Annotated in this window: 22 protein-coding genes; 9 read left to right on the plus strand and 13 right to left on the minus strand. The window is 40.1% G+C overall.

The features are described from left to right. The first annotated feature begins 204 nt into the window (after window positions 1-204). A complete protein-coding gene (locus P5G49_RS16350) occupies window positions 205-447 on the plus strand; it encodes a DUF2626 family protein (RefSeq protein WP_301245549.1) in 243 nt (80 codons plus the stop codon). 36 nt (window positions 448-483) lie between these two features. On the opposite strand, the gene P5G49_RS16355 is transcribed toward P5G49_RS16350, so the two are convergent. Then, the gene (locus tag P5G49_RS16355; protein WP_301245551.1) at window positions 484-1,113 is read right to left on the minus strand and encodes an MBL fold metallo-hydrolase; all 630 of its coding nucleotides are present in this window, start codon (window positions 1,111-1,113) and stop codon (window positions 484-486) included. 161 nt (window positions 1,114-1,274) lie between these two features. Here P5G49_RS16355 and P5G49_RS16360 point away from each other — a divergent pair, with 161 nt between their 5' ends. Then, window positions 1,275-1,463 (plus strand): DUF2759 domain-containing protein, encoded by a 189-nt coding sequence (locus tag P5G49_RS16360; protein WP_301245553.1) that lies wholly within the window; start codon window positions 1,275-1,277, stop codon window positions 1,461-1,463. A gap of 51 nt (window positions 1,464-1,514) precedes the next feature. On the opposite strand, the gene P5G49_RS16365 is transcribed toward P5G49_RS16360, so the two are convergent. The 5 genes from P5G49_RS16365 to rpmG form a co-directional block, all read right to left on the minus strand. Then, a complete protein-coding gene (locus P5G49_RS16365) occupies window positions 1,515-2,633 on the minus strand; it encodes a YqgU-like beta propeller domain-containing protein (protein ID WP_301245555.1) in 1,119 nt (372 codons plus the stop codon). Window positions 2,634-2,712: 79 nt separating this feature from the next. Further along, the gene (locus tag P5G49_RS16370; protein WP_301245557.1) at window positions 2,713-4,593 is read right to left on the minus strand and encodes an LTA synthase family protein; all 1,881 of its coding nucleotides are present in this window, start codon (window positions 4,591-4,593) and stop codon (window positions 2,713-2,715) included. A gap of 145 nt (window positions 4,594-4,738) precedes the next feature. Continuing rightward, on the minus strand, window positions 4,739-4,939 hold the full coding sequence (locus P5G49_RS16375; RefSeq protein WP_301245559.1) for a YqgQ family protein: 201 nt from the start codon (window positions 4,937-4,939) through the stop codon (window positions 4,739-4,741). Continuing rightward, a complete protein-coding gene (locus P5G49_RS16380) occupies window positions 4,936-5,517 on the minus strand; it encodes a 5-formyltetrahydrofolate cyclo-ligase (RefSeq protein WP_301245561.1) in 582 nt (193 codons plus the stop codon). Before P5G49_RS16380 ends, P5G49_RS16375 begins: the two co-directional genes overlap by 4 nt. A gap of 62 nt (window positions 5,518-5,579) precedes the next feature. Then, window positions 5,580-5,729, minus strand: a complete 150-nt coding sequence (gene rpmG, locus P5G49_RS16385) for a 50S ribosomal protein L33 (RefSeq protein WP_060210366.1) — start codon at window positions 5,727-5,729, stop codon at window positions 5,580-5,582. Between the two features lie 170 nt (window positions 5,730-5,899). Between rpmG and P5G49_RS16390 the strand changes: the two genes are divergently transcribed. Continuing rightward, window positions 5,900-6,256 (plus strand): hypothetical protein, encoded by a 357-nt coding sequence (locus P5G49_RS16390; protein ID WP_301245564.1) that lies wholly within the window; start codon window positions 5,900-5,902, stop codon window positions 6,254-6,256. Next, window positions 6,253-6,738: a hypothetical protein gene (locus tag P5G49_RS16395; RefSeq protein WP_301245566.1), complete on the plus strand. Its 486-nt coding sequence runs from the start codon at window positions 6,253-6,255 to the stop codon at window positions 6,736-6,738. Before P5G49_RS16390 ends, P5G49_RS16395 begins: the two co-directional genes overlap by 4 nt. A gap of 42 nt (window positions 6,739-6,780) precedes the next feature. Here the strand turns inward: P5G49_RS16395 and P5G49_RS16400 are convergent, their stop codons facing one another. The 4 genes from P5G49_RS16400 to P5G49_RS16415 form a co-directional block, all read right to left on the minus strand. After that, window positions 6,781-8,994, minus strand: a complete 2,214-nt coding sequence (locus P5G49_RS16400) for a peptidoglycan D,D-transpeptidase FtsI family protein (protein ID WP_301245568.1) — start codon at window positions 8,992-8,994, stop codon at window positions 6,781-6,783. 109 nt (window positions 8,995-9,103) lie between these two features. Further along, window positions 9,104-9,703 (minus strand): superoxide dismutase SodA, encoded by a 600-nt coding sequence (gene sodA, locus P5G49_RS16405; RefSeq protein ID WP_301245570.1) that lies wholly within the window; start codon window positions 9,701-9,703, stop codon window positions 9,104-9,106. An 84-nt stretch (window positions 9,704-9,787) separates the two neighbouring features. Further along, complete coding sequence (locus P5G49_RS16410; RefSeq protein ID WP_301245572.1) at window positions 9,788-10,273, minus strand: DUF456 domain-containing protein; 486 nt, start codon at window positions 10,271-10,273, stop codon at window positions 9,788-9,790. A 22-nt stretch (window positions 10,274-10,295) separates the two neighbouring features. Further along, window positions 10,296-11,927, minus strand: coding sequence for a Na/Pi cotransporter family protein (locus P5G49_RS16415; RefSeq protein ID WP_301245573.1), 1,632 nt, complete (start codon window positions 11,925-11,927; stop codon window positions 10,296-10,298). Between the two features lie 202 nt (window positions 11,928-12,129). Between P5G49_RS16415 and P5G49_RS16420 the strand changes: the two genes are divergently transcribed. The 4 genes from P5G49_RS16420 (at window position 12,130) to P5G49_RS16435 (ending at window position 14,800) form a co-directional block, all read left to right on the plus strand. Continuing rightward, complete coding sequence (locus tag P5G49_RS16420) at window positions 12,130-12,633, plus strand: DUF1189 family protein (RefSeq protein ID WP_301245575.1); 504 nt, start codon at window positions 12,130-12,132, stop codon at window positions 12,631-12,633. Window positions 12,634-12,679: 46 nt separating this feature from the next. Continuing rightward, window positions 12,680-13,009 (plus strand): hypothetical protein, encoded by a 330-nt coding sequence (locus tag P5G49_RS16425; protein ID WP_301245577.1) that lies wholly within the window; start codon window positions 12,680-12,682, stop codon window positions 13,007-13,009. An 88-nt stretch (window positions 13,010-13,097) separates the two neighbouring features. After that, on the plus strand, window positions 13,098-14,222 hold the full coding sequence (gene ispG, locus P5G49_RS16430; RefSeq protein ID WP_301245579.1) for a flavodoxin-dependent (E)-4-hydroxy-3-methylbut-2-enyl-diphosphate synthase: 1,125 nt from the start codon (window positions 13,098-13,100) through the stop codon (window positions 14,220-14,222). Beyond that, window positions 14,219-14,800, plus strand: a complete 582-nt coding sequence (locus P5G49_RS16435) for a 5' nucleotidase, NT5C type (protein ID WP_301245581.1) — start codon at window positions 14,219-14,221, stop codon at window positions 14,798-14,800. The genes ispG and P5G49_RS16435 overlap by 4 nt, the downstream gene beginning before the upstream one ends. Window positions 14,801-14,845: 45 nt before the next feature. Here P5G49_RS16435 and P5G49_RS16440 read toward each other — a convergent pair whose 3' ends face one another. From P5G49_RS16440 to P5G49_RS16450, 3 genes are read right to left on the minus strand one after another with little or no spacing between them, the layout of a single operon-like run. Next, a complete protein-coding gene (locus P5G49_RS16440; RefSeq protein WP_301245583.1) occupies window positions 14,846-15,259 on the minus strand; it encodes a Fur family transcriptional regulator in 414 nt (137 codons plus the stop codon). Continuing rightward, window positions 15,256-16,122: a metal ABC transporter permease gene (locus P5G49_RS16445; RefSeq protein ID WP_301245585.1), complete on the minus strand. Its 867-nt coding sequence runs from the start codon at window positions 16,120-16,122 to the stop codon at window positions 15,256-15,258. Before P5G49_RS16445 ends, P5G49_RS16440 begins: the two co-directional genes overlap by 4 nt. A gap of 2 nt (window positions 16,123-16,124) precedes the next feature. Beyond that, a complete protein-coding gene (locus P5G49_RS16450) occupies window positions 16,125-16,889 on the minus strand; it encodes a metal ABC transporter ATP-binding protein (protein WP_301245587.1) in 765 nt (254 codons plus the stop codon). A 112-nt stretch (window positions 16,890-17,001) separates the two neighbouring features. Here P5G49_RS16450 and P5G49_RS16455 point away from each other — a divergent pair, with 112 nt between their 5' ends. Beyond that, window positions 17,002-17,247: a hypothetical protein gene (locus tag P5G49_RS16455; protein ID WP_301245589.1), complete on the plus strand. Its 246-nt coding sequence runs from the start codon at window positions 17,002-17,004 to the stop codon at window positions 17,245-17,247. Window positions 17,248-17,351: the final 104 nt, after the last annotated feature.

Consider the following 17,351-nt stretch of genomic DNA (forward strand, 5'->3'; position numbering starts at 1 on the left):
CGAAATTTGAAGGGCAATATCGGCCCCTTAGAAATTTAAAACCGCAATTTCTGGGGCAAAATCAAATTTTGCTGTATTTCCAAACAACTCCAATCCATCCATTTGTCACAATGTTGACTTGATATGAGTTTACATTTCGAGTTGGTATCCATTATAATGAATAGGAGATCTTTGTACTGTTTCAAGTTAAGGAGGGACGCAATTATGGATAATATGTTCAAGCTATGCGGTTTTTGGACAGGTATTTTCGCTGTAATGTTCTTCATCGGTGGAATGATGCCAGCAACTGTCATCTTCGTAGCCAGCACTATTTTCTTCCTGTTGCTTGGATATTTGAATCTTACAGAGCGTATGTATATGTACATGTTCGGAGCTTACCTAATGATTTTCATGGTAGGATTCAGCTATTATTCAACATTCATTCATGTACCAGGTGGCGGGCACTAACTGCCGAAACCAAAAAACAGCCAAAAGGCTGTTTTTTTATTTCAAAAATGGATTCGATTCCCTTTCATCCCCGACTGTTGTTGATGGGCCATGACCTGGATAAATAATGAAATCATTCGGCAATGACATAAGCTTCCCCTCAATCGAATTGAGCAACGTATTCGTGTCGCCACCTGTTAAATCAGTTCTACCGATACTTTGCTTGAACAGCGTGTCTCCAACTATTGCGAAATGGGCATCCTCAAAAATAAAGGACACACTGCCAGGAGAATGGCCGGGTGTATGTCGGGCTTCAAATTGAAACGGCCCAATCTTCAATTGACCTTCTTGTAGGAAGTGATCTGCTGCCTTATTAGAGATAAGTGGCAATCCCGGGTACCTTGACGAACCGTTAAGATCTGGATTCATCAGCCAATATTGCTCTTCACGATGAATATAGACGGGTATTGAAAAATGATCTCTAACCTGATCAACAGCCCCAATATGATCAAAATGGGCATGCGTTAAAAGAATCGCCAAAGGTTTGCCATTCATTTTTACTATTTCCTCGATAATCCTGCTTCCCTCTTCACCAGGATCCACTATAAGGCATTGACCTTCACCATCTTTAATAATATAGCAGTTCGTTTGAATTGGACCTAATGGATATGTACGTACCTTCAACATTAATCTCTCCTCCTTTAGGTAATAATAATGAAGTTGCATTCCGTTTTCAAACAAACGTCACTTATATGCCTCGACAAAATGTTTTTTAAACAGTACAATAAGAGAGGAATATTGCTAAATCGGCATTCATTTTTTCTCTACTTGAAAGGAGTGTCTTCATTATGAACGCAAGTTTGATTTTAATGGTCATCTTCGGCTTAGTTGCAATTCTTTCCGTTATCGGAACTGTACAAGGTTTTAAAGAGCGCAATATCCTAAGCATCGTGTTCAATTTGGCAGCCGCTGTCATCTTTGGCGGTTTCACAATTGCAACAGTTGTTTTCGGAGGATATCCAGCAACTCTACATTAATCAGAAATGGTCCTAAAAACATCCTTTGCACATACGTGCAAAGGATGTTTTTCATTTATCAAATTCAATCCACTTTCGTCTCACACCAGTTTCAACTTCTAATAATTCTTCGAATGTATAACCATTTAAACATCGTTTACCGGAAGGAGAACATGCGACCGGCTCCGCATCCAATCCCTCAGTTATCAAATTTGAGTTACCTTCTTCGTAAAGATATAAATTGAATGCAGAAGCAAGCTCGTCCAACTGCCCACTTTGCAAAGCTCCTTTATAAAGAAATCGATCCCGGTTAATCCACTCAACTTCTGGAATCACCCACTCCGAATAATTGCTAACTGCGGGCATATCCCATTCAGCAAAGATAGTACCATCATAATCTCTTAAGGAAAAAGAAAAATTATCAGCTTGATGGGACTGGACAATGAGTAATCTATCTTCAAAAGAGTCAAAGTAAATTACATTATCTACCCCTAAAGAATTGATTTTTCCTGTATCGGTATGAAGGATTATTATTTCCCCACCATCAAGGGGATGTTCTGCAAAAAGCATATTTGCGATTTGTCTTTCACCGATCCATTTGGGAAATGGATCATCTAATTCGATGATTGAAAGATTCCCTGTGTGCCCGTTAAAAACAAAAAGATCAAATGACCAATCTTCATGGAATGCAGTGAATACTATCATCTCCGGGTCCATATCATTCCATTCAATCGCTAATTCTGTCGAATTAATTTCAACCTGATGTTGGACCGTCCCATCCAATGCAACCATTTTAACAATTGCAAAGTCTGATTGATCACTTGTATGTACTAATAAATAGTCCAAAGAAGGGTGCACCATAATGTCTGTTATAAAGGATTCATCTTCATAGACAAGATTTGAAGCTCCTGTATCAAAATTAAATGATTTAATTTGATAAACTCCATTTCCTTTTTCGACATATAGTATTTCGGAATCAGTAATCCAGTCTGCAATGAAATGAAACAAAGAGGGGTCCGCGATAAAAACAGGAGGGGGCAAGGGTGCAACATTGTTTTCTTCGACCGCTTCATCATTTGGTTCAAGCGGTTTTTCATTATCAGGTGCAACAACTGAATCCTTTTCTTCCGTTGAACAACCTGCCACAGCTACTAACACCGAAATAAGCAGGATGATCATTACTCTATTCATTGCGTCCCCTCCCCTCTTTATTATAAAAAAACTGCACGGGGAAACTGACCCGTGCAGAACTTAGTCGTTTTAATATATCTTACTCTTCGACTTTTTCCTGGTCACCATCTGTGAATCTGAGCAAATCTCCATTGATGATTAAATCAGAATAGTCAAGTTCGGTTGTGGCCCGTTCAACATACGGCTCACACGCTGCATTGTCTGTTTCTTCCCCAGTATGGATATCATAACATACTTCATTCGTGAAGATATTATTTTCTGTCACTAATCGTCCATCCCTGAAGATAACAAAAGGTTCATGATCAGGGGAGAAAACATCGGCCCCCATCTGCATATCTTCTTTTGTATCAATACCAAGCAAATGCAGGATTGTAGGTCTTAAATCCATTTGGCCTGATAGTTCATCCATAGTTTTACCTTTTCCATATCCAGGTATATGGATGAACATTGGAACTTTCTGCAATTCGACCGTATCAAACGGAGTAATTTCCTTCTCCATATACATGCCCATCGCTTTGTTATGGTTTTCTGAGATACCATAATGATCCCCATACATCACGATTATTGAGTTATCGTATAAACCGCTTTTCTTCAAGTCATCAAAGAAGACCTTCAACGCTTCATCCATATAGCGGACGGATTGGAAATACTTATTCAAGGTTTTAGAGTTCGAATCATATTGAGGAATGTACATATCCTCTTCATCCAAATCGAAAGGATGGTGATTCGTCAACGTGATTAATCGTGTTGAGAATGGTTGGGGCATTTCTTTCATCAATTCGACGGATTGTTCTAAGAACGGGATATCTTTCATTCCCCAGTTGACAGCTTCCCCTTCGCCGATTTCATAGCTTTCCACATCATAGAATTTTTGAATTCCAAGTGCTTGGTACATGATATCCCTGTTCCAGAAGCTTCGGTTGTTAGCATGCATTACGCTTGTAAAGTAGCCATTGTCCCCAAGCTTTTCGGATAATGCATTAAATGTATTTCCACTGTTTGTAAAGAATACAGCTCCACCGTTTCTTCCGTATAATGAGTTCTCCAAGATGAATTCGGAGTCGGAAGTTTTTCCTAAACCAGTTTGGTGATAAAAATTGTTGAAGTAGAATGTATCCTTATCGTTTGTCAAACTATTAAGGAATGGTGTAATTTCATACCCATTCATATTATTATTTATAACGAAGTTTTGTAGAGATTCCAGCGAAACGATGATCAAGTTACGGTCTTTCGCAACACCGAACATTTTTGGATTCGGTTCCGCGTAATTCGCATTGATATAGTTCGCGACCTCTGACAACTCACTACCGTCTGCAAGAGCGCGTTGCGCATGTGTTTTCGATTGGATGAATAAATCATAAATATGGTAGTTGTAAGTACCGATATTTTTTACAAGCAGCTCTCGGTCAAAACTTCTTGTGAGAAGTTGGGGTCTTTGAGCTTCAGATAACGCTAAGTTCACCATCAATATTGTGGCAGCTACTACAAAGTAAAGCTTTCGGCCAATATTACGACGGTTTAAAGAACTTTCCCTTTGTGGAATGAATTTGATCGCTAATGCTACGATAATTACATCCGTGAAAAAGAAAATGTCTGTAAAATTCATATTAGCTGTGGCGGACGAGGATAGGTCCCCGAAATTATTAGTTTGAAACAATAATGGTAAAGTGATGAAGTCACTGAAAAACCTATAAAAAACTGCGTTACTAAACATTATAATAGATGTTATCAAGCTGATTGAAAATATATAGATATTTTTACGTTTTGTACTCTTTATGAATAGCGCAAGGCCGTACAGAAATAATAGGAAACTTAATGGATTAATAAACAGGATAAACTCCTGCACCATATTATCGATCTTCATATTGAAGCTGGTAATGTAGCCTATATATGTTGTTAGCCACGTAGCGACTATTGCAATGCCGAGTACGGAATGTTTGGGCCATGATACTTTTTTCATTCACTATCTTCCTTTCATCATTGAAGCTTTTTGTATAATTACCCTCTCACTTGTACATGCACTACATATTATAGACGGTTAAGAGCAGAAAAAGTTTCAGAAAATCATTTAAAAATCACTTCTAAATAGTCTAAAAGAATTAATCTTAATATCTTTGATTTATTTCTTTTTTCAATATGAGCTGGGCCCGTAAATAATCCTCTTTAAGGATTAAGCCATTATCGAATAACTCGGTAACTTCGGACACCATCAACTCAATATCAGTTTTTCGATCTCCAGTATAGATGAAAATCCCGAAACGTTTAAGTAGTTGCAGAACACTAAAAAAATCTTTCAGCTCATTCATATTTTTTCACGGATCATTCGGCATTGAATGACTCCACTCTCGGTAATTATCTTATCGACAGGTTGGTCATGTGATTCGCTCATGAACGATTGTGCGGTTTGTACTTCGAATGCTAAAGACAAACGATCTCCGGGATAATCGACCAAATAGCGATCGTAATATCCGCCGCCAAAGCCAATTCGGTAGCCCTCATTAGAATAGACAACACCCGGTACAATCAGCAAATCGATGGATGATTTGTCTATCGCTTCCGTTTTATCAATTGCTGGTTCTCTTAAATCCATATAGACTGTCTCCAAATCATCGAAAGATGTGATGAGTCGGAAATCCATTTCCCTTGTCGCTGATATGCACTTTGGTACGGCTACATTCTTCCCTGATTTCCAGGCAGATTCGATTATAGATATCGTGTCGACTTCAGGAAAACGGGATATCGTTATACCAATGGTTGAAGCATTGCGATATTCCTCTGAATCAAGAAAGATCTCTGCAATAGCCGAGGATTTATTAATATAATCTTTTGTATTCATATTTTTCATGATAGCAAGTAGTTGTTTTCGTTTAAATAATTTCCCCATTATATTATTCCCCCATTTTGAAATAAAAAACCAAAACCCGTGAAGAGTTTTGGCATGAGCAATTATTTCGTTTCACGGTGCAAAGTTTGTTTCTTTTCACGTGAGCAGTATTTTTTCATTTCAAGACGTTCCGGATTGTTACGCTTGTTTTTCTTTGTAATATAATTACGCTCTCCACATTCTGTGCAAGCAAGTGTAATATTTACGCGCATTGTTGTCCCTCCCACTCATTGGCAATATAAATTTAATATGAGCATGATTTATACGACTTTTTCATTGTATCATATCACACGTGTATGTAAAGAAGAAAGTTTCAAATTACAATAAATTGGTACATATGATACTATGGGAACAAAGTAATCTTTCCCGGAGGCGTTTTCAAGTGGATATACCATTAATCTTACTAAGCATCGGCATTATTTTAATCATACTCTCATTCTTTTTCGGAAAGTCTTCACGTAAAACTGAAGATGAAATAGAAATCATTTCAATCAGCCTGCATCAGGAGACAAATCAGTTAAAAAAGAGATTAAGGGCCATCGAAGAGGAATTGATGATTGGTGTCGGTCCAATTCCTAAGGGTAGGCAACCAAAAACAAAACCAGTGCATGAAATCATCGTTAACCAAATCCTTTCCTTACAAGCACAAGGTTATTCAATTCCTGAAATCGCAAAACGCTCATCACTCACTGACAGCGAAGTTTTGGATGTGTTAAGATCTCGGGGTGTTCTAATATGATGAATGAACTACTTAGGGCAACAGGAATTGGCTGCATTTTGGCTGGGGCGATTCTTTATTTCACGAATACATCAGCAATACCATCCACCTCTCAGCATGATGAAACAGAAATACAGGAGCTGTTAGCGGAATTGGAACGGGTGAAAAAGGAATTGGCGGTAGCTCAAACAGCAACTCTTTCGGAATCCGACAATCAAAATGATTTAGGTTCAGCTAAAAACGAAATCGAGGAGGATACTGAAGAGGAACAACAAACTACACCGGATCCTGTCACAAAAATAATAATTTCCATCGAACCAGGGTCCAACTCCAAAAGCGTTGCGGCCAAACTCGAAAGAGTCGGCGTAATCGAAAGTGCAAGAAGTCTTGAAACGTATTTAATTGAAAATGGCTTATCGGGACTCATTCAAATTGGAGAATACGAAGTTGACACAACGATGGATATAAAAACGGTTGCGGGTATTATTACTAAAACGAACTAAAAAAGCTGCCATTATCGATTTGATATCGAAATGGCAGCATTTTTATTCTTCATCATTCTCGTCAACAATTTCAACATCGTCATTAACGTTCCCGGTTTTTCGACCTATTTCATGACTTGTTGTCTCCGCTTGATTTTCTTTTCCTCTTTTTTCCTTCAAATCAAAATAAATATCAAGCGCCTCTCGAATTAACCGATTTGCTTCCCTGCTTTGTGTCCTGTAGTTGCCACGATCTGTAGAAGCATAGGGAATGACAAGCGCATACGCCACTTCAGGTTCTTCTGCTGGTGCAAACCCGACATGTGTCAAGTTGACAGACGGCATGCCATACTTGCTACGATCATCACCATAGTACGAAGATTGGGCAGTCCCCGTTTTACCTGCAGCTGTGTATGGTGCATCATTAAACAAGTTCGGCGCCGTTCCGTTCGGTCCATAATAGACGTAATGCATGCCTTTCTTCACTTGTTCAATCTCTTTTTCCGTATTATTGATACGGTTCAACACTTTCACTTCCGTCTCTTGCAACAGAGCGCCGAGTGTTTCACCATCTTGAGATGGTTCGCGTATTTCCTTCAAAATCTTCGGAGCAACCCTATATCCTCCATTCGCAACCGTTGACACATATTGAGCAAGCTGTAACGGTGTATACGTATCAAACTGTCCGATTGCGAAGTCCAAAAGCTTACCCGAAATTGTTTCTATACCCGTAACACCTGTGTATTCACCCGGCAAGTCAATTTCTGTCTTCACACCTAAACCAAATGAGGCATACCCATTTCGCAGCCTATCAAATCCTCCAATATCGATTGGTAGTGGTAGATTCGGTCGATACACTGCATTCCCAAGTGACATGGCAATCCGGAACATATAGACGTTAGAAGATCTGCCAAGTGCTACAACGTCATTGATTTGGTACCTTCCATTCTGATTGAATAGAGAACGTTTCGGTTGAGAATTTGCAATATAGATCGGTTCGTCGATTTTATTCTCTCCGACAGTCAATACCCCTTCACTATAGCCCGTGAGCACTGTCGCAAGTTTTACCGTTGATCCAACCTCATAGGCAGAAGTGAACGTTCCATAGGCAAAATCCCGAACTTCCCATCTATTAGAGTCTGGATCCTTCACCAATCGCTTTCCTATAAGCGCAAGTACTTCTCCGTTGTTTGGATCCATCATGACAAGAAAAGCTCGGTCCAATAAGCCTGAATTAGGTTCTTTCTTTAACTCTACTAACTTGTCTGAAATGAGCTTTTCCAATGATCCCTGTAATTCACTGTCCATCGATAGAACAAGATCTTTGCCCGGCTCACCTTCCCTGATTGTTTTTGTCTCGATGACACGTCCAGTACGATCTTTGATATTTTTCACGATAGTCTTCTGGCCTTTTAAAAGTTCTTCATAATATTGTTCGAAATAGCTTCGCCCAATACGGTCATTACGGGAATAATCTCTTGCCAAATAATAGTCAAGATGAGTCAGTGGGATTCCCTCAATTGAACTTGTCATCGTACCTAAAATTGTACTATCAGAGAATTTAACACGTTCCCAATCGGTAGTTGTATTGACTCCTTCAAATTCATTCAAACGTTCAGATACTGCAGCAAACTCCTCTTCCGGCACATTTCCGCTCTTTATGATCTGTGGAGAATAAGCATATCCCGACATCATCTCACGATAGATTGCTAATACTTCTAATTCATGATCTGTAAATGAATTTAACTCTTCATCCGTAACCCTTTCACGTGTCAGCCTATTCACTTCGCGTTGAATCTCCTGTTTGGAGAGTGTGCCGTCCTTGCCAATTTCCTTTATTTCGTCAGCACTGACTTTCGCTTTTGCCTCTTCAGGATTCAAGAGAATCCAGAAATCACGTTTGTCACCGATCGTCACTCGTCTCGTATCCTGTTCGATTAATTCGGAAAGGCTTTCCGCGATTTCCAACATTTCCCTTGCCGTTGTAGAGGCTGTTTTCGTATATGTGATGGCGTTCATTGGTTTATTATCAACAAGAATATTTCCCATGCGATCATAGATTCTTCCACGCGGGACACTAGTATTGACAGCGATTTCCTCTTTCTTCTCCAATTCCCTTGTATAAGTCTCGCCTTTGACAATTTGCAAATACCCAAGCCTGAATATGAGCATGGAAAATAGGATGAAAATCGAGAAGAATAGAAGGTTCATCCTAAAGGCAATATGTTTCCGTTGACGGATTTTCGCTTGATCCACCTTGCGCATCGGCTTTTTCATATGTATTCCCCTTACTTAAAATAGTCCACTTTGGATTATAGCATTCTATATACAAAAAGCATACATTCTGACGAACAGAATGTATGCCAAGTTGCATCTTTTTATGAGTTTAGCCGAAGTTTTTTGCAACTTCGTCCCAGTTTACAACGTTCCAGAAAGCAGAAACGTAGTCAGGGCGTCTGTTTTGGTAGTTTAGGTAGTATGCATGCTCCCAAACGTCAAGACCCAAAATTGGAGTTTTACCTTCCATCAATGGTGAATCTTGGTTTGGAGTAGACATGATTTCAAGTTCTCCGTTGTTCGAAACAAGCCAAGCCCATCCTGAACCGAAGCGAGTTGCAGCCGCTTTCGCGAACTCTTCTTTGAATGCATCAAAGCTGCCGAACTTTTTATCGATAGCTTCTGCAAGTGCACCCGTTGGAGCTCCGCCACCGTTCGGTGAAAGGATGTTCCAGAAGAATGTGTGGTTTGCATGTCCACCACCGTTATTGCGGACAGCTGTACGGATGTTTTCAGGAACAGCATCCAAATTGGAAATAAGCTCTTCAACAGATTTAGAAGCTAAATCTTCGTGCCCTTCCAATGCGTTGTTCACGTTCGTCACATACGTATTGTGATGTTTCGTGTGGTGGATGTTCATCGTTTCTTTGTCGATGTGAGGCTCAAGCGCATCGTATGCGTATGGTAGTTCTGGTAATTTGTAAGCCATTTTCCATTCCTCCTTGATTGATTCATAATTTACCCTGCACTATAAACATTATCAAAATAAGGGAGGTCATTCAAATTTAATGAACTATATTAAAACAAAATAAATAAATATTCCAATCATTAGAAGCAAAACTGCACCTTTTGCAACAATTGATGTCAAAAAGCCTACAAGGGAACCAATTCCCGTTTTCATAGATTGCTTCAGGCCTTTCCGGGATATTAATAGCTCGGCTAATACTGCACCAAGAAACGGTCCAATCAGGATGCCCGCCACTGGAATAATAAATGGTCCGACAAGCAAGCCGATTGTACTTCCCCACATACCTGCTTTGGAACCTCCGAATTTTTTCACACCAACAATATTCGCAAATGTATCAGCACCGAACAGTAAAATCACAAAGAGAATTTGGATGAGCCAAAACAACCAGTTCATCCCATCGAACGTCATGATCCATCCATACAATAAGAAACCGGCCACAACAAAAAGCACGGAAGGAATGATCGGATAAACCAGCCCGATAAATGCGATTATGAACATGATAATAGCTAGTATCCAAGCAATGATTTCCATGATCTTTCCTCCCGGTTCAGTCTTACACCCGTTTCCCTAAAATCGCTTCTGCAATATTTACAGCATGATCGCCAATTCGTTCAAGATTCGAAACGATATCGACAAAGACCATGCCTGACTGCGCAGTACACAGTCCTTCATTTAGACGGACGATATGGTTTTTCCTGAATTTCCGCTCCATCTTGTCGATCAAGTCTTCTTGTTCGGCAACCGACTTCGCTAATTCAGTATCATTCATATCTAGTGAGCGAATCGCTTTATCAACGGTGCCAATTGTTAATGTAAACATCTCTGTTAAGTCATCCATAGCTTCATCCGTCAATTTCACACGGTTCACTTCGCGGAAATCGATCAATTCGATAATATTTTCGAAATGGTCACCAATTCGCTCAATGTCTCGTACAGTGTCCATCAGCATTACGTGTCGTGCTGATTCAATTGGCGAAATGTTGACTGCTGAGATTTCAACTAGGTAATCAGTGATTTTCCTGTCCAAATTATTGATTGCATCTTCGATTTGATAGGCTGTTTCAGCATTTCTTTTATTACTCGTTTTCAAATACTCATATGTTTCCTGTAATCCTTGAACTGCGAAATCACCCATCCTTATTATTTCCTCCTTCGCCTGTCCAATCGCGACAGCTGGCGATTGATTGATGAAGTTCGGATCAAGGTGCTTCGGTTTGTATTCAATTGTAACGTCTTTACCCGGAATGATTTTCGTGACAAATAACGCCCAAACCCCAATTAGTGGAAATTGCAAAATGGTATTTACAACGTTGAAAGAACCATGTGCAAAGGCGATTTGCATTTTATTTTCCAAGTTCAAAACATGCGCAATCCATTCAACGTATAAAGTGAATGGATAAAGGAGTATCATGAACACGATTGTTCCAACAACATTGAAAAGGACATGTGCCGCAGCTGCCCTTCTTGCTGCAACAGATGCACCAATCGCTGCAAGTACCGCTGTAATTGTCGTTCCGATATTATCTCCAAAAAGTACTGGTAAAGCAGCCTTCAACGGGATAAGGTTCTCGGCATATAGGCCTTGCAAAATCCCGACGGTTGCACTTGAACTTTGAACTATAAGAGTAAATACGGTTCCGGCAACTACTCCTAATAACGGATGGTCTGCCATTGCTACCGTAAAATCGGAGAACTCACTAAGCGATCTAAGAGGCTTCATACCAGCGCTCATTAACTCTAAACCAAGGAATAAGCCACCGAAACCAAAGATAACTTCTCCGATATTTTTCGTCGTATTTTTTCTCATGAAGAATATTAGGAAAGCACCTACAGCCATAATTGGCAATGCGTATGCCCCTACGTCCAGCCCAATTATGAAAGCCGTAATCGTTGTACCAATATTAGCTCCCATTATAACGCCGATTGCTTGTCGCAATGTCATGAATCCTGCACTTACCAATCCTACAGTAATGACTGTTGTCCCCGAACTGGATTGGATAAGAACGGTAACGATGATACCGACAAGCACACCCATGAATGGATTGGTCGTGAACCTATCCAGTATGGACCTCAATCTATCCCCCGCCGCTTTTTGAAGTCCATCACCCATGTATTTAATGGCAAAGAGGAAAATCCCTAAACCTCCCACAAACTGAAAGAGCATTTCCTGCCAATTCATTTCCATTATTCAGCCAACCTCCATCACGCTTTATATATAGCACCCTATTATGTTGGTATCATTACAGGATTGTAAATAGAAGCGGACAAATCTTTACATTTCCTTAACAATCCGTTCACATAATGTCACCATTCTGCCTAATTTTCTTATATTCACCTATTTTAATAACGGAAATGATAAACTATTGATAATCGAAGGAGGTTATACTGTGAAGTTTCATCAAATGTTCCTTGCTGCCTTTCACGAACCGAAAAAGCTTGCAGCATTCCGTCTCCTTTCAATTGGAAGAGTGATCCGCTTTGCTTTCTTTTTCATCTTATTAATGACATTGATTTCTATTCTTCGTTTTATGTTCGGTGATGTCGACCTTTTTGAAGCCTCCCCAGAATTAGTCGATTATAGTAAAACAATCGGCGGACTAATTTATCCGATGGCTTTCGTCTTTCAATTTGTCATTGCGACATTTTATGTCTTTGTTAGGATCAGCATCTTTGCGGGAATTGGAATGTTCATTGGGACACTCAGAAAGAAACGTGTGGAGTACCGTTTTTTATGGCGAACTACAGCCATTGCGGCAACCGTTCCTTTATTAGTAACGATTGGACTGGACTTCTTTCCTACTGCTGAAACTATTAGTTTAACTTTGACGTCCTTAATACATATCTGTTATATTGCCGCTGCACTCAAGTATTATCCAAAAGCACCGAAATGAATACTTTCCCATTTCCCCACATATAGTGCCGTGAGGGGGAATGACCATGCGTACTTTATTACTAGCTGTAGTTATTTTTCTTGCTATCCATATTATTCGAATTGACTTTGCGGAAGGGACAATCCCTTTGGCAGCCTTTTTCGGGGATACAGCGCCACCTTGCAGCGAATCACCAATTGACTCGATACGTGTCACTACTATAGAAGGCGATACAATTGAAACGCTTTTTGCAATGTATCCGGACATGACTATGACATTTGTAGAGAGATTATCTACTTTCTATTCCCTGAACCCCCATCTACGAAACCAGGATATTATCGGAGGCCTCTCCATTAAGCTTCCTATTTCCAAATCGGGGCAAAACAATTGCAATTGAAGAATGATTTAGACACTATCCCTTGTCTTTTCATATGATTGATTGCTAAAATAGAAATCAGTTATGAGTTTTTAAGGAGAGAAAATCCATGAATGAAATGATTCACAGATCCAAAACACGTCCTGTCCGTGTTGGCAATTTGACGATTGGCGGCAGTGATGAGCTTTTTATCCAAAGCATGACTACAACAAAAACACATGATGTGGAAGCTACAGTTGCTGAAATATTACGTTTAGAGGAAGCGGGATGTCAAATCATTCGTGTGGCTTGCCCTGATGAACGCGCAGCCAATTCAATCGGAGCGATTAAAGAGCGGATCAATATCCCACTTGTCGTTGACATCCATTTTGACTATAAACTTGCGTTAATCGCCATTGAACAAGGCGCTGATAAAATCAGGATCAACCCTGGTAATATTGGTCGCCAGGAAAAGGTAGAGGCTGTCGTTAAAGCGGCTAAAGCTAAAGGAATTCCTATACGGATTGGTGTAAATGCTGGTTCCCTTGAAAAGCACATCCTTAAAAAGTACGGTTATCCAACAGCAGATGGAATGGTTGAAAGCGCATTGCATCATATTAAAATACTAGAAGACTTAGATTTTCATGATATTATCGTTTCATTGAAAGCATCTGATGTGAATCTTGCAGTGGAAGCATACACGAAAGCCGCAGCAGCTTTTGACTATCCTTTACATCTTGGGATTACTGAATCCGGCACCCTATTTGCAGGCTCCATTAAGAGTGCTGCAGGACTCGGCACATTGCTTTCTGCCGGCATCGGAAATACACTTCGTGTTTCATTGAGTGCAGACCCTGTACAAGAGGTGAAAGTTGCACGTGAGCTTTTGAAGATTTTCGGACTTTCATCCAACGCTGCAACACTCATCTCCTGCCCGACTTGTGGTCGTATTGAAATCGATCTAATTTCAATCGCGAATGAAGTTGAAGAGTATATTTCAACGATCAAGGCACCTTTGAAGGTAGCTGTACTTGGTTGCGCGGTGAATGGTCCAGGTGAGGCACGCGAAGCCGATATAGGCATTGCTGGTGCTCGTGGAGAAGGCCTTCTATTCATGAAGGGGAAAACAGTCCGAAAAGTTCCAGAGGAAACTATGGTCGAAGAGTTGAAAATGGAAATCGATAAGTTGGCTGAAGAGTACTTTGAAAAGAAACGTCAAGAAGAACTTCTCTTGAAAAGCGGAGCAACAGAATGAGGGAATTCCGTTTTGGCATTGATATTGACGGGACTGTCACTTGTCCAACTTCCCTTCTCCCGCATATCAATAAACAATTTGGATGCAATCTCGTTTTAGATGATATAAAAGAATATGATTTGACAAAAGCTTTCCCGGTGAAGGAAGAAGAGTTCTATGAATGGTATCGTCAAGCGGAAGCTACAATCTATGAAACATCCCCTGCAGTCGAACACGCTAAAATGATTCTGCTGGAGTTACAACAGCGTTTTGAGTTGTATTATATATCTGCGCGTGGAAAAAACGTCCAAGATTGTACAGTCCAGTGGTTCGAACGAGAGGAAATTCCGTATGATCACATTGAGTTGATCGGAAGCCATCATAAAATCGAGACTGCGAAGAAGTTTGAAGTCGATGCTTTTTTTGAGGATAAACATGATAATGCCGTCGGAATACATGAAGAGTTGAACATTCCAGTCTTCCTCTTCGACACCCCGTATAACCGTGAACCAATACCGGAAGGGGTTATACGAGTGAAAAGTTGGCAAGAAGCAAATGAATGGATCAACAAACTGTTTCCACTAAAGGAAATCGTGTAATACAAAAGGAGTTGGCCCCTATTTGGGGACCAACTCCTTATTTTATTAGCCTATGCAAATGGGACATTTTCCGTAGATTTCAAATTTATGCCCTTCCACTTCGTAACCAGGTAAATTCACCGAAATTGATTCCATTGGGCAATGCAGTATATTTCGTGTCTTTCCACATGTTGTGCAAATAAAATGATGATGATGCACTCCATGATCGCACTGCATCCGAAAGTGACGTTCCCCGTTCAACTCTGTTTCTTCCAAAATACCAAGATTTGAAAATGAAGCTAAATTGCGGTAGATCGTATCGAAACTAATTCCTGGATTATCAATAGCCATAAAATTACGAACTTCCATTGCCGTCAAATATTTATCGTTCTCGGCAAAGAATTCAAGAATAGTCTCCCGGTTCTTCGTCCGCTTGAATTGATTTTCCTGCAAGATTCTCCAAGCCTCATCTAAAGTCATGCAAATTCCCCCTTTACATTACGGCTTCGTTGTTTACCTTTCACTTTGTTCCATCCTAAGACCGCTAACAATATGATGATTGAAGTGATTACAATTGTACCTCCTGGTGCAATATCGAGGTAGTACGCCGAAAATAAGCCGATGATGACCGAAAGCTCACCAATAATTATCGAGTACAGCATAGCCCCTTTAAAACTTTTCGCAAGCTGTATGGCTGCCGCGACAGGTATGGTCATCAAAGAAGATACAAGTAAGATACCTACGATTCTCATAGAAGCACCTATAACCAATGCAACAATAATCATAAAAACCGTCTGTATGACTTTTCCATTCACACCAGAGATTTTTGCATATTCGCCGTCAAACGACAACGCGAAAAGTTCTTTATAGAATAATCGGATATAGGCAATAACAATGATGGCTACTAGTACGATTATCCATAGATCCTGCCGACTTACAGCAGAGACAGAGCCGAATAAATATCCCATCAAATCGGAAGAAAATCCTTTTGCCAAAGAGATGAAGATTGCTCCAAAGCCGATTCCTGCAGATAGGATAATCGGTATCGCAAGTTCCTCAAAATGCTTATACGCACCCCGCAGTTTTTCGATCAATAGCGAACCCCCGACTGCCGTAGCAATTCCAAGGTAAACTGGATTTAAGGCAGAAAAAAATAGGACCGATTGGCTAAGAAAAAGGCTTCCGGCAATACCAGCAAGCGCAACGTGGCTTAGTGCATCGGCTATCAATGCAAGTCTTCTTACGACAATAAATAAGCCTAACAGAGGAGCGATGATACCGATAATCAGTCCTGATAAAAATGCATTCTGAAGAAATTCATAAGTCAATAAAGCACTGATCATCGTTATACCCCCTCCCGATCAGCATGAACGCGCCTTACAGGATGACCGTACCAGTTAGAGATATCTTCATCATCCATATTTTTATAATCCGCTTTTCTGCCGTGGAAATGGATTGACCGATTTAAGCACGCGACATGAGTTGCAAGATCGGTCACTAAATCGATTTCATGGGTCACAAGCAATATCGCAATACCGTGCTCACGGTTTAATCCATTGAGCATAGAATAGAACGAAGCAACGTTTTTCTGATCAATTCCAACAGTCGGTTCATCCATTATCAGTAAATCAGGCTTACCTACCAGAGCTCTCGCAATGAAGACACGCTGCTGTTGACCGCCTGATAATTCACCTATGTTTTTTGTTGAAAATGCATCCATTTTAACGATGCGCAATGCTTCCATCGCACGCTGCTCATCCTGTTTGGAAAACGCTTTAAACAACCCTACCTTGCCAGTTAAGCCACTTTTTACGACTTCAAGCACCGTAGCCGGAAAGCCTGAGTTGAATGAATTGGATTTCTGGGACACATAGCCGATCCGTTCCCGTTGCCGGAAAGAGTCAACATTCTCGCCAAATAATTTCACGATTCCCTTATCTGGATTTTTAATCCCTAAAATAATACTGATCAGTGTTGATTTTCCGGAGCCGTTCGGACCGATAAGCGCCCAAAACTCCCCCTCTTTCACTTCCAATGTAATTTCTTCAAGAACAGTAGAATGCTCGTATTGAAAATAAACATCTTTACATTCTATAATCGACTTTTTCAAATGGAAAACCCTTTCTATACTCCTTAGTAAACAGGAACGATTACGATTACTACTTTTAAGATTATATACGAAGTGGTGGTAGGGCACAACTAATTGAGAAGGAATGGTTAATATGGATTACATGCAAATCTTAAATGAGATCAAAACGAAGAGTGATCATGAGGCTAAACTATTGGCGGATGCATATGGCATTAATTTATCAGTTAAAGAAATTCATGCTTTGCGTCCTTTGCTTGACGAGATTTCCTTTCATTGGCTATTTACAGGAATCCCAGAAAGCTTCATTGCAAAAGTGAAATTTGCTGTTGGTGAAAAAAAAGGCGAGGAATTATTCCGTCAGTATTTAGATATGATCTAAAAAACGTCCCGTTAGTTGTCTTACAAGCAACTCCCATGAAAATTAAACTCTCAACTACGCAAAAATGACAACACTAAAGAAGACGCAACTCAGGTTTTTTAAAA

It is taken from the genome of Sporosarcina highlanderae, assembly GCF_030433715.1.
Classification (GTDB): Bacteria; Bacillota; Bacilli; order Bacillales_A; family Planococcaceae; genus Sporosarcina; species Sporosarcina highlanderae.

Bases quoted from the DNA above. Each gene is read 5' to 3' on its own strand.
- P5G49_RS16350 (WP_301245549.1), top strand. From the start codon at position 205: ATGGATAATATGTTCAAGCTATGCGGTTTTTGGACAGGTATTTTCGCT.
- P5G49_RS16355 (WP_301245551.1), bottom strand. From the start codon at position 1,113: ATGTTGAAGGTACGTACATATCCATTAGGTCCAATTCAAACGAACTGC.
- P5G49_RS16360 (WP_301245553.1), top strand. From the start codon at position 1,275: ATGAACGCAAGTTTGATTTTAATGGTCATCTTCGGCTTAGTTGCAATT.
- P5G49_RS16365 (WP_301245555.1), bottom strand. From the start codon at position 2,633: ATGAATAGAGTAATGATCATCCTGCTTATTTCGGTGTTAGTAGCTGTG.
- P5G49_RS16370 (WP_301245557.1), bottom strand. From the start codon at position 4,593: ATGAAAAAAGTATCATGGCCCAAACATTCCGTACTCGGCATTGCAATA.
- P5G49_RS16375 (WP_301245559.1), bottom strand. From the start codon at position 4,939: ATGAATGAGCTGAAAGATTTTTTTAGTGTTCTGCAACTACTTAAACGT.
- P5G49_RS16380 (WP_301245561.1), bottom strand. From the start codon at position 5,517: ATGGGGAAATTATTTAAACGAAAACAACTACTTGCTATCATGAAAAAT.
- rpmG (WP_060210366.1), bottom strand. From the start codon at position 5,729: ATGCGCGTAAATATTACACTTGCTTGCACAGAATGTGGAGAGCGTAAT.
- P5G49_RS16395 (WP_301245566.1), top strand. From the start codon at position 6,253: ATGATGAATGAACTACTTAGGGCAACAGGAATTGGCTGCATTTTGGCT.
- P5G49_RS16400 (WP_301245568.1), bottom strand. From the start codon at position 8,994: ATGAAAAAGCCGATGCGCAAGGTGGATCAAGCGAAAATCCGTCAACGG.
- sodA (WP_301245570.1), bottom strand. From the start codon at position 9,703: ATGGCTTACAAATTACCAGAACTACCATACGCATACGATGCGCTTGAG.
- P5G49_RS16410 (WP_301245572.1), bottom strand. From the start codon at position 10,273: ATGGAAATCATTGCTTGGATACTAGCTATTATCATGTTCATAATCGCA.
- P5G49_RS16415 (WP_301245573.1), bottom strand. From the start codon at position 11,927: ATGGAAATGAATTGGCAGGAAATGCTCTTTCAGTTTGTGGGAGGTTTA.
- P5G49_RS16425 (WP_301245577.1), top strand. From the start codon at position 12,680: ATGCGTACTTTATTACTAGCTGTAGTTATTTTTCTTGCTATCCATATT.
- ispG (WP_301245579.1), top strand. From the start codon at position 13,098: ATGAATGAAATGATTCACAGATCCAAAACACGTCCTGTCCGTGTTGGC.
- P5G49_RS16435 (WP_301245581.1), top strand. From the start codon at position 14,219: ATGAGGGAATTCCGTTTTGGCATTGATATTGACGGGACTGTCACTTGT.
- P5G49_RS16440 (WP_301245583.1), bottom strand. From the start codon at position 15,259: ATGACTTTAGATGAGGCTTGGAGAATCTTGCAGGAAAATCAATTCAAG.
- P5G49_RS16445 (WP_301245585.1), bottom strand. From the start codon at position 16,122: ATGATCAGTGCTTTATTGACTTATGAATTTCTTCAGAATGCATTTTTA.
- P5G49_RS16455 (WP_301245589.1), top strand. From the start codon at position 17,002: ATGGATTACATGCAAATCTTAAATGAGATCAAAACGAAGAGTGATCAT.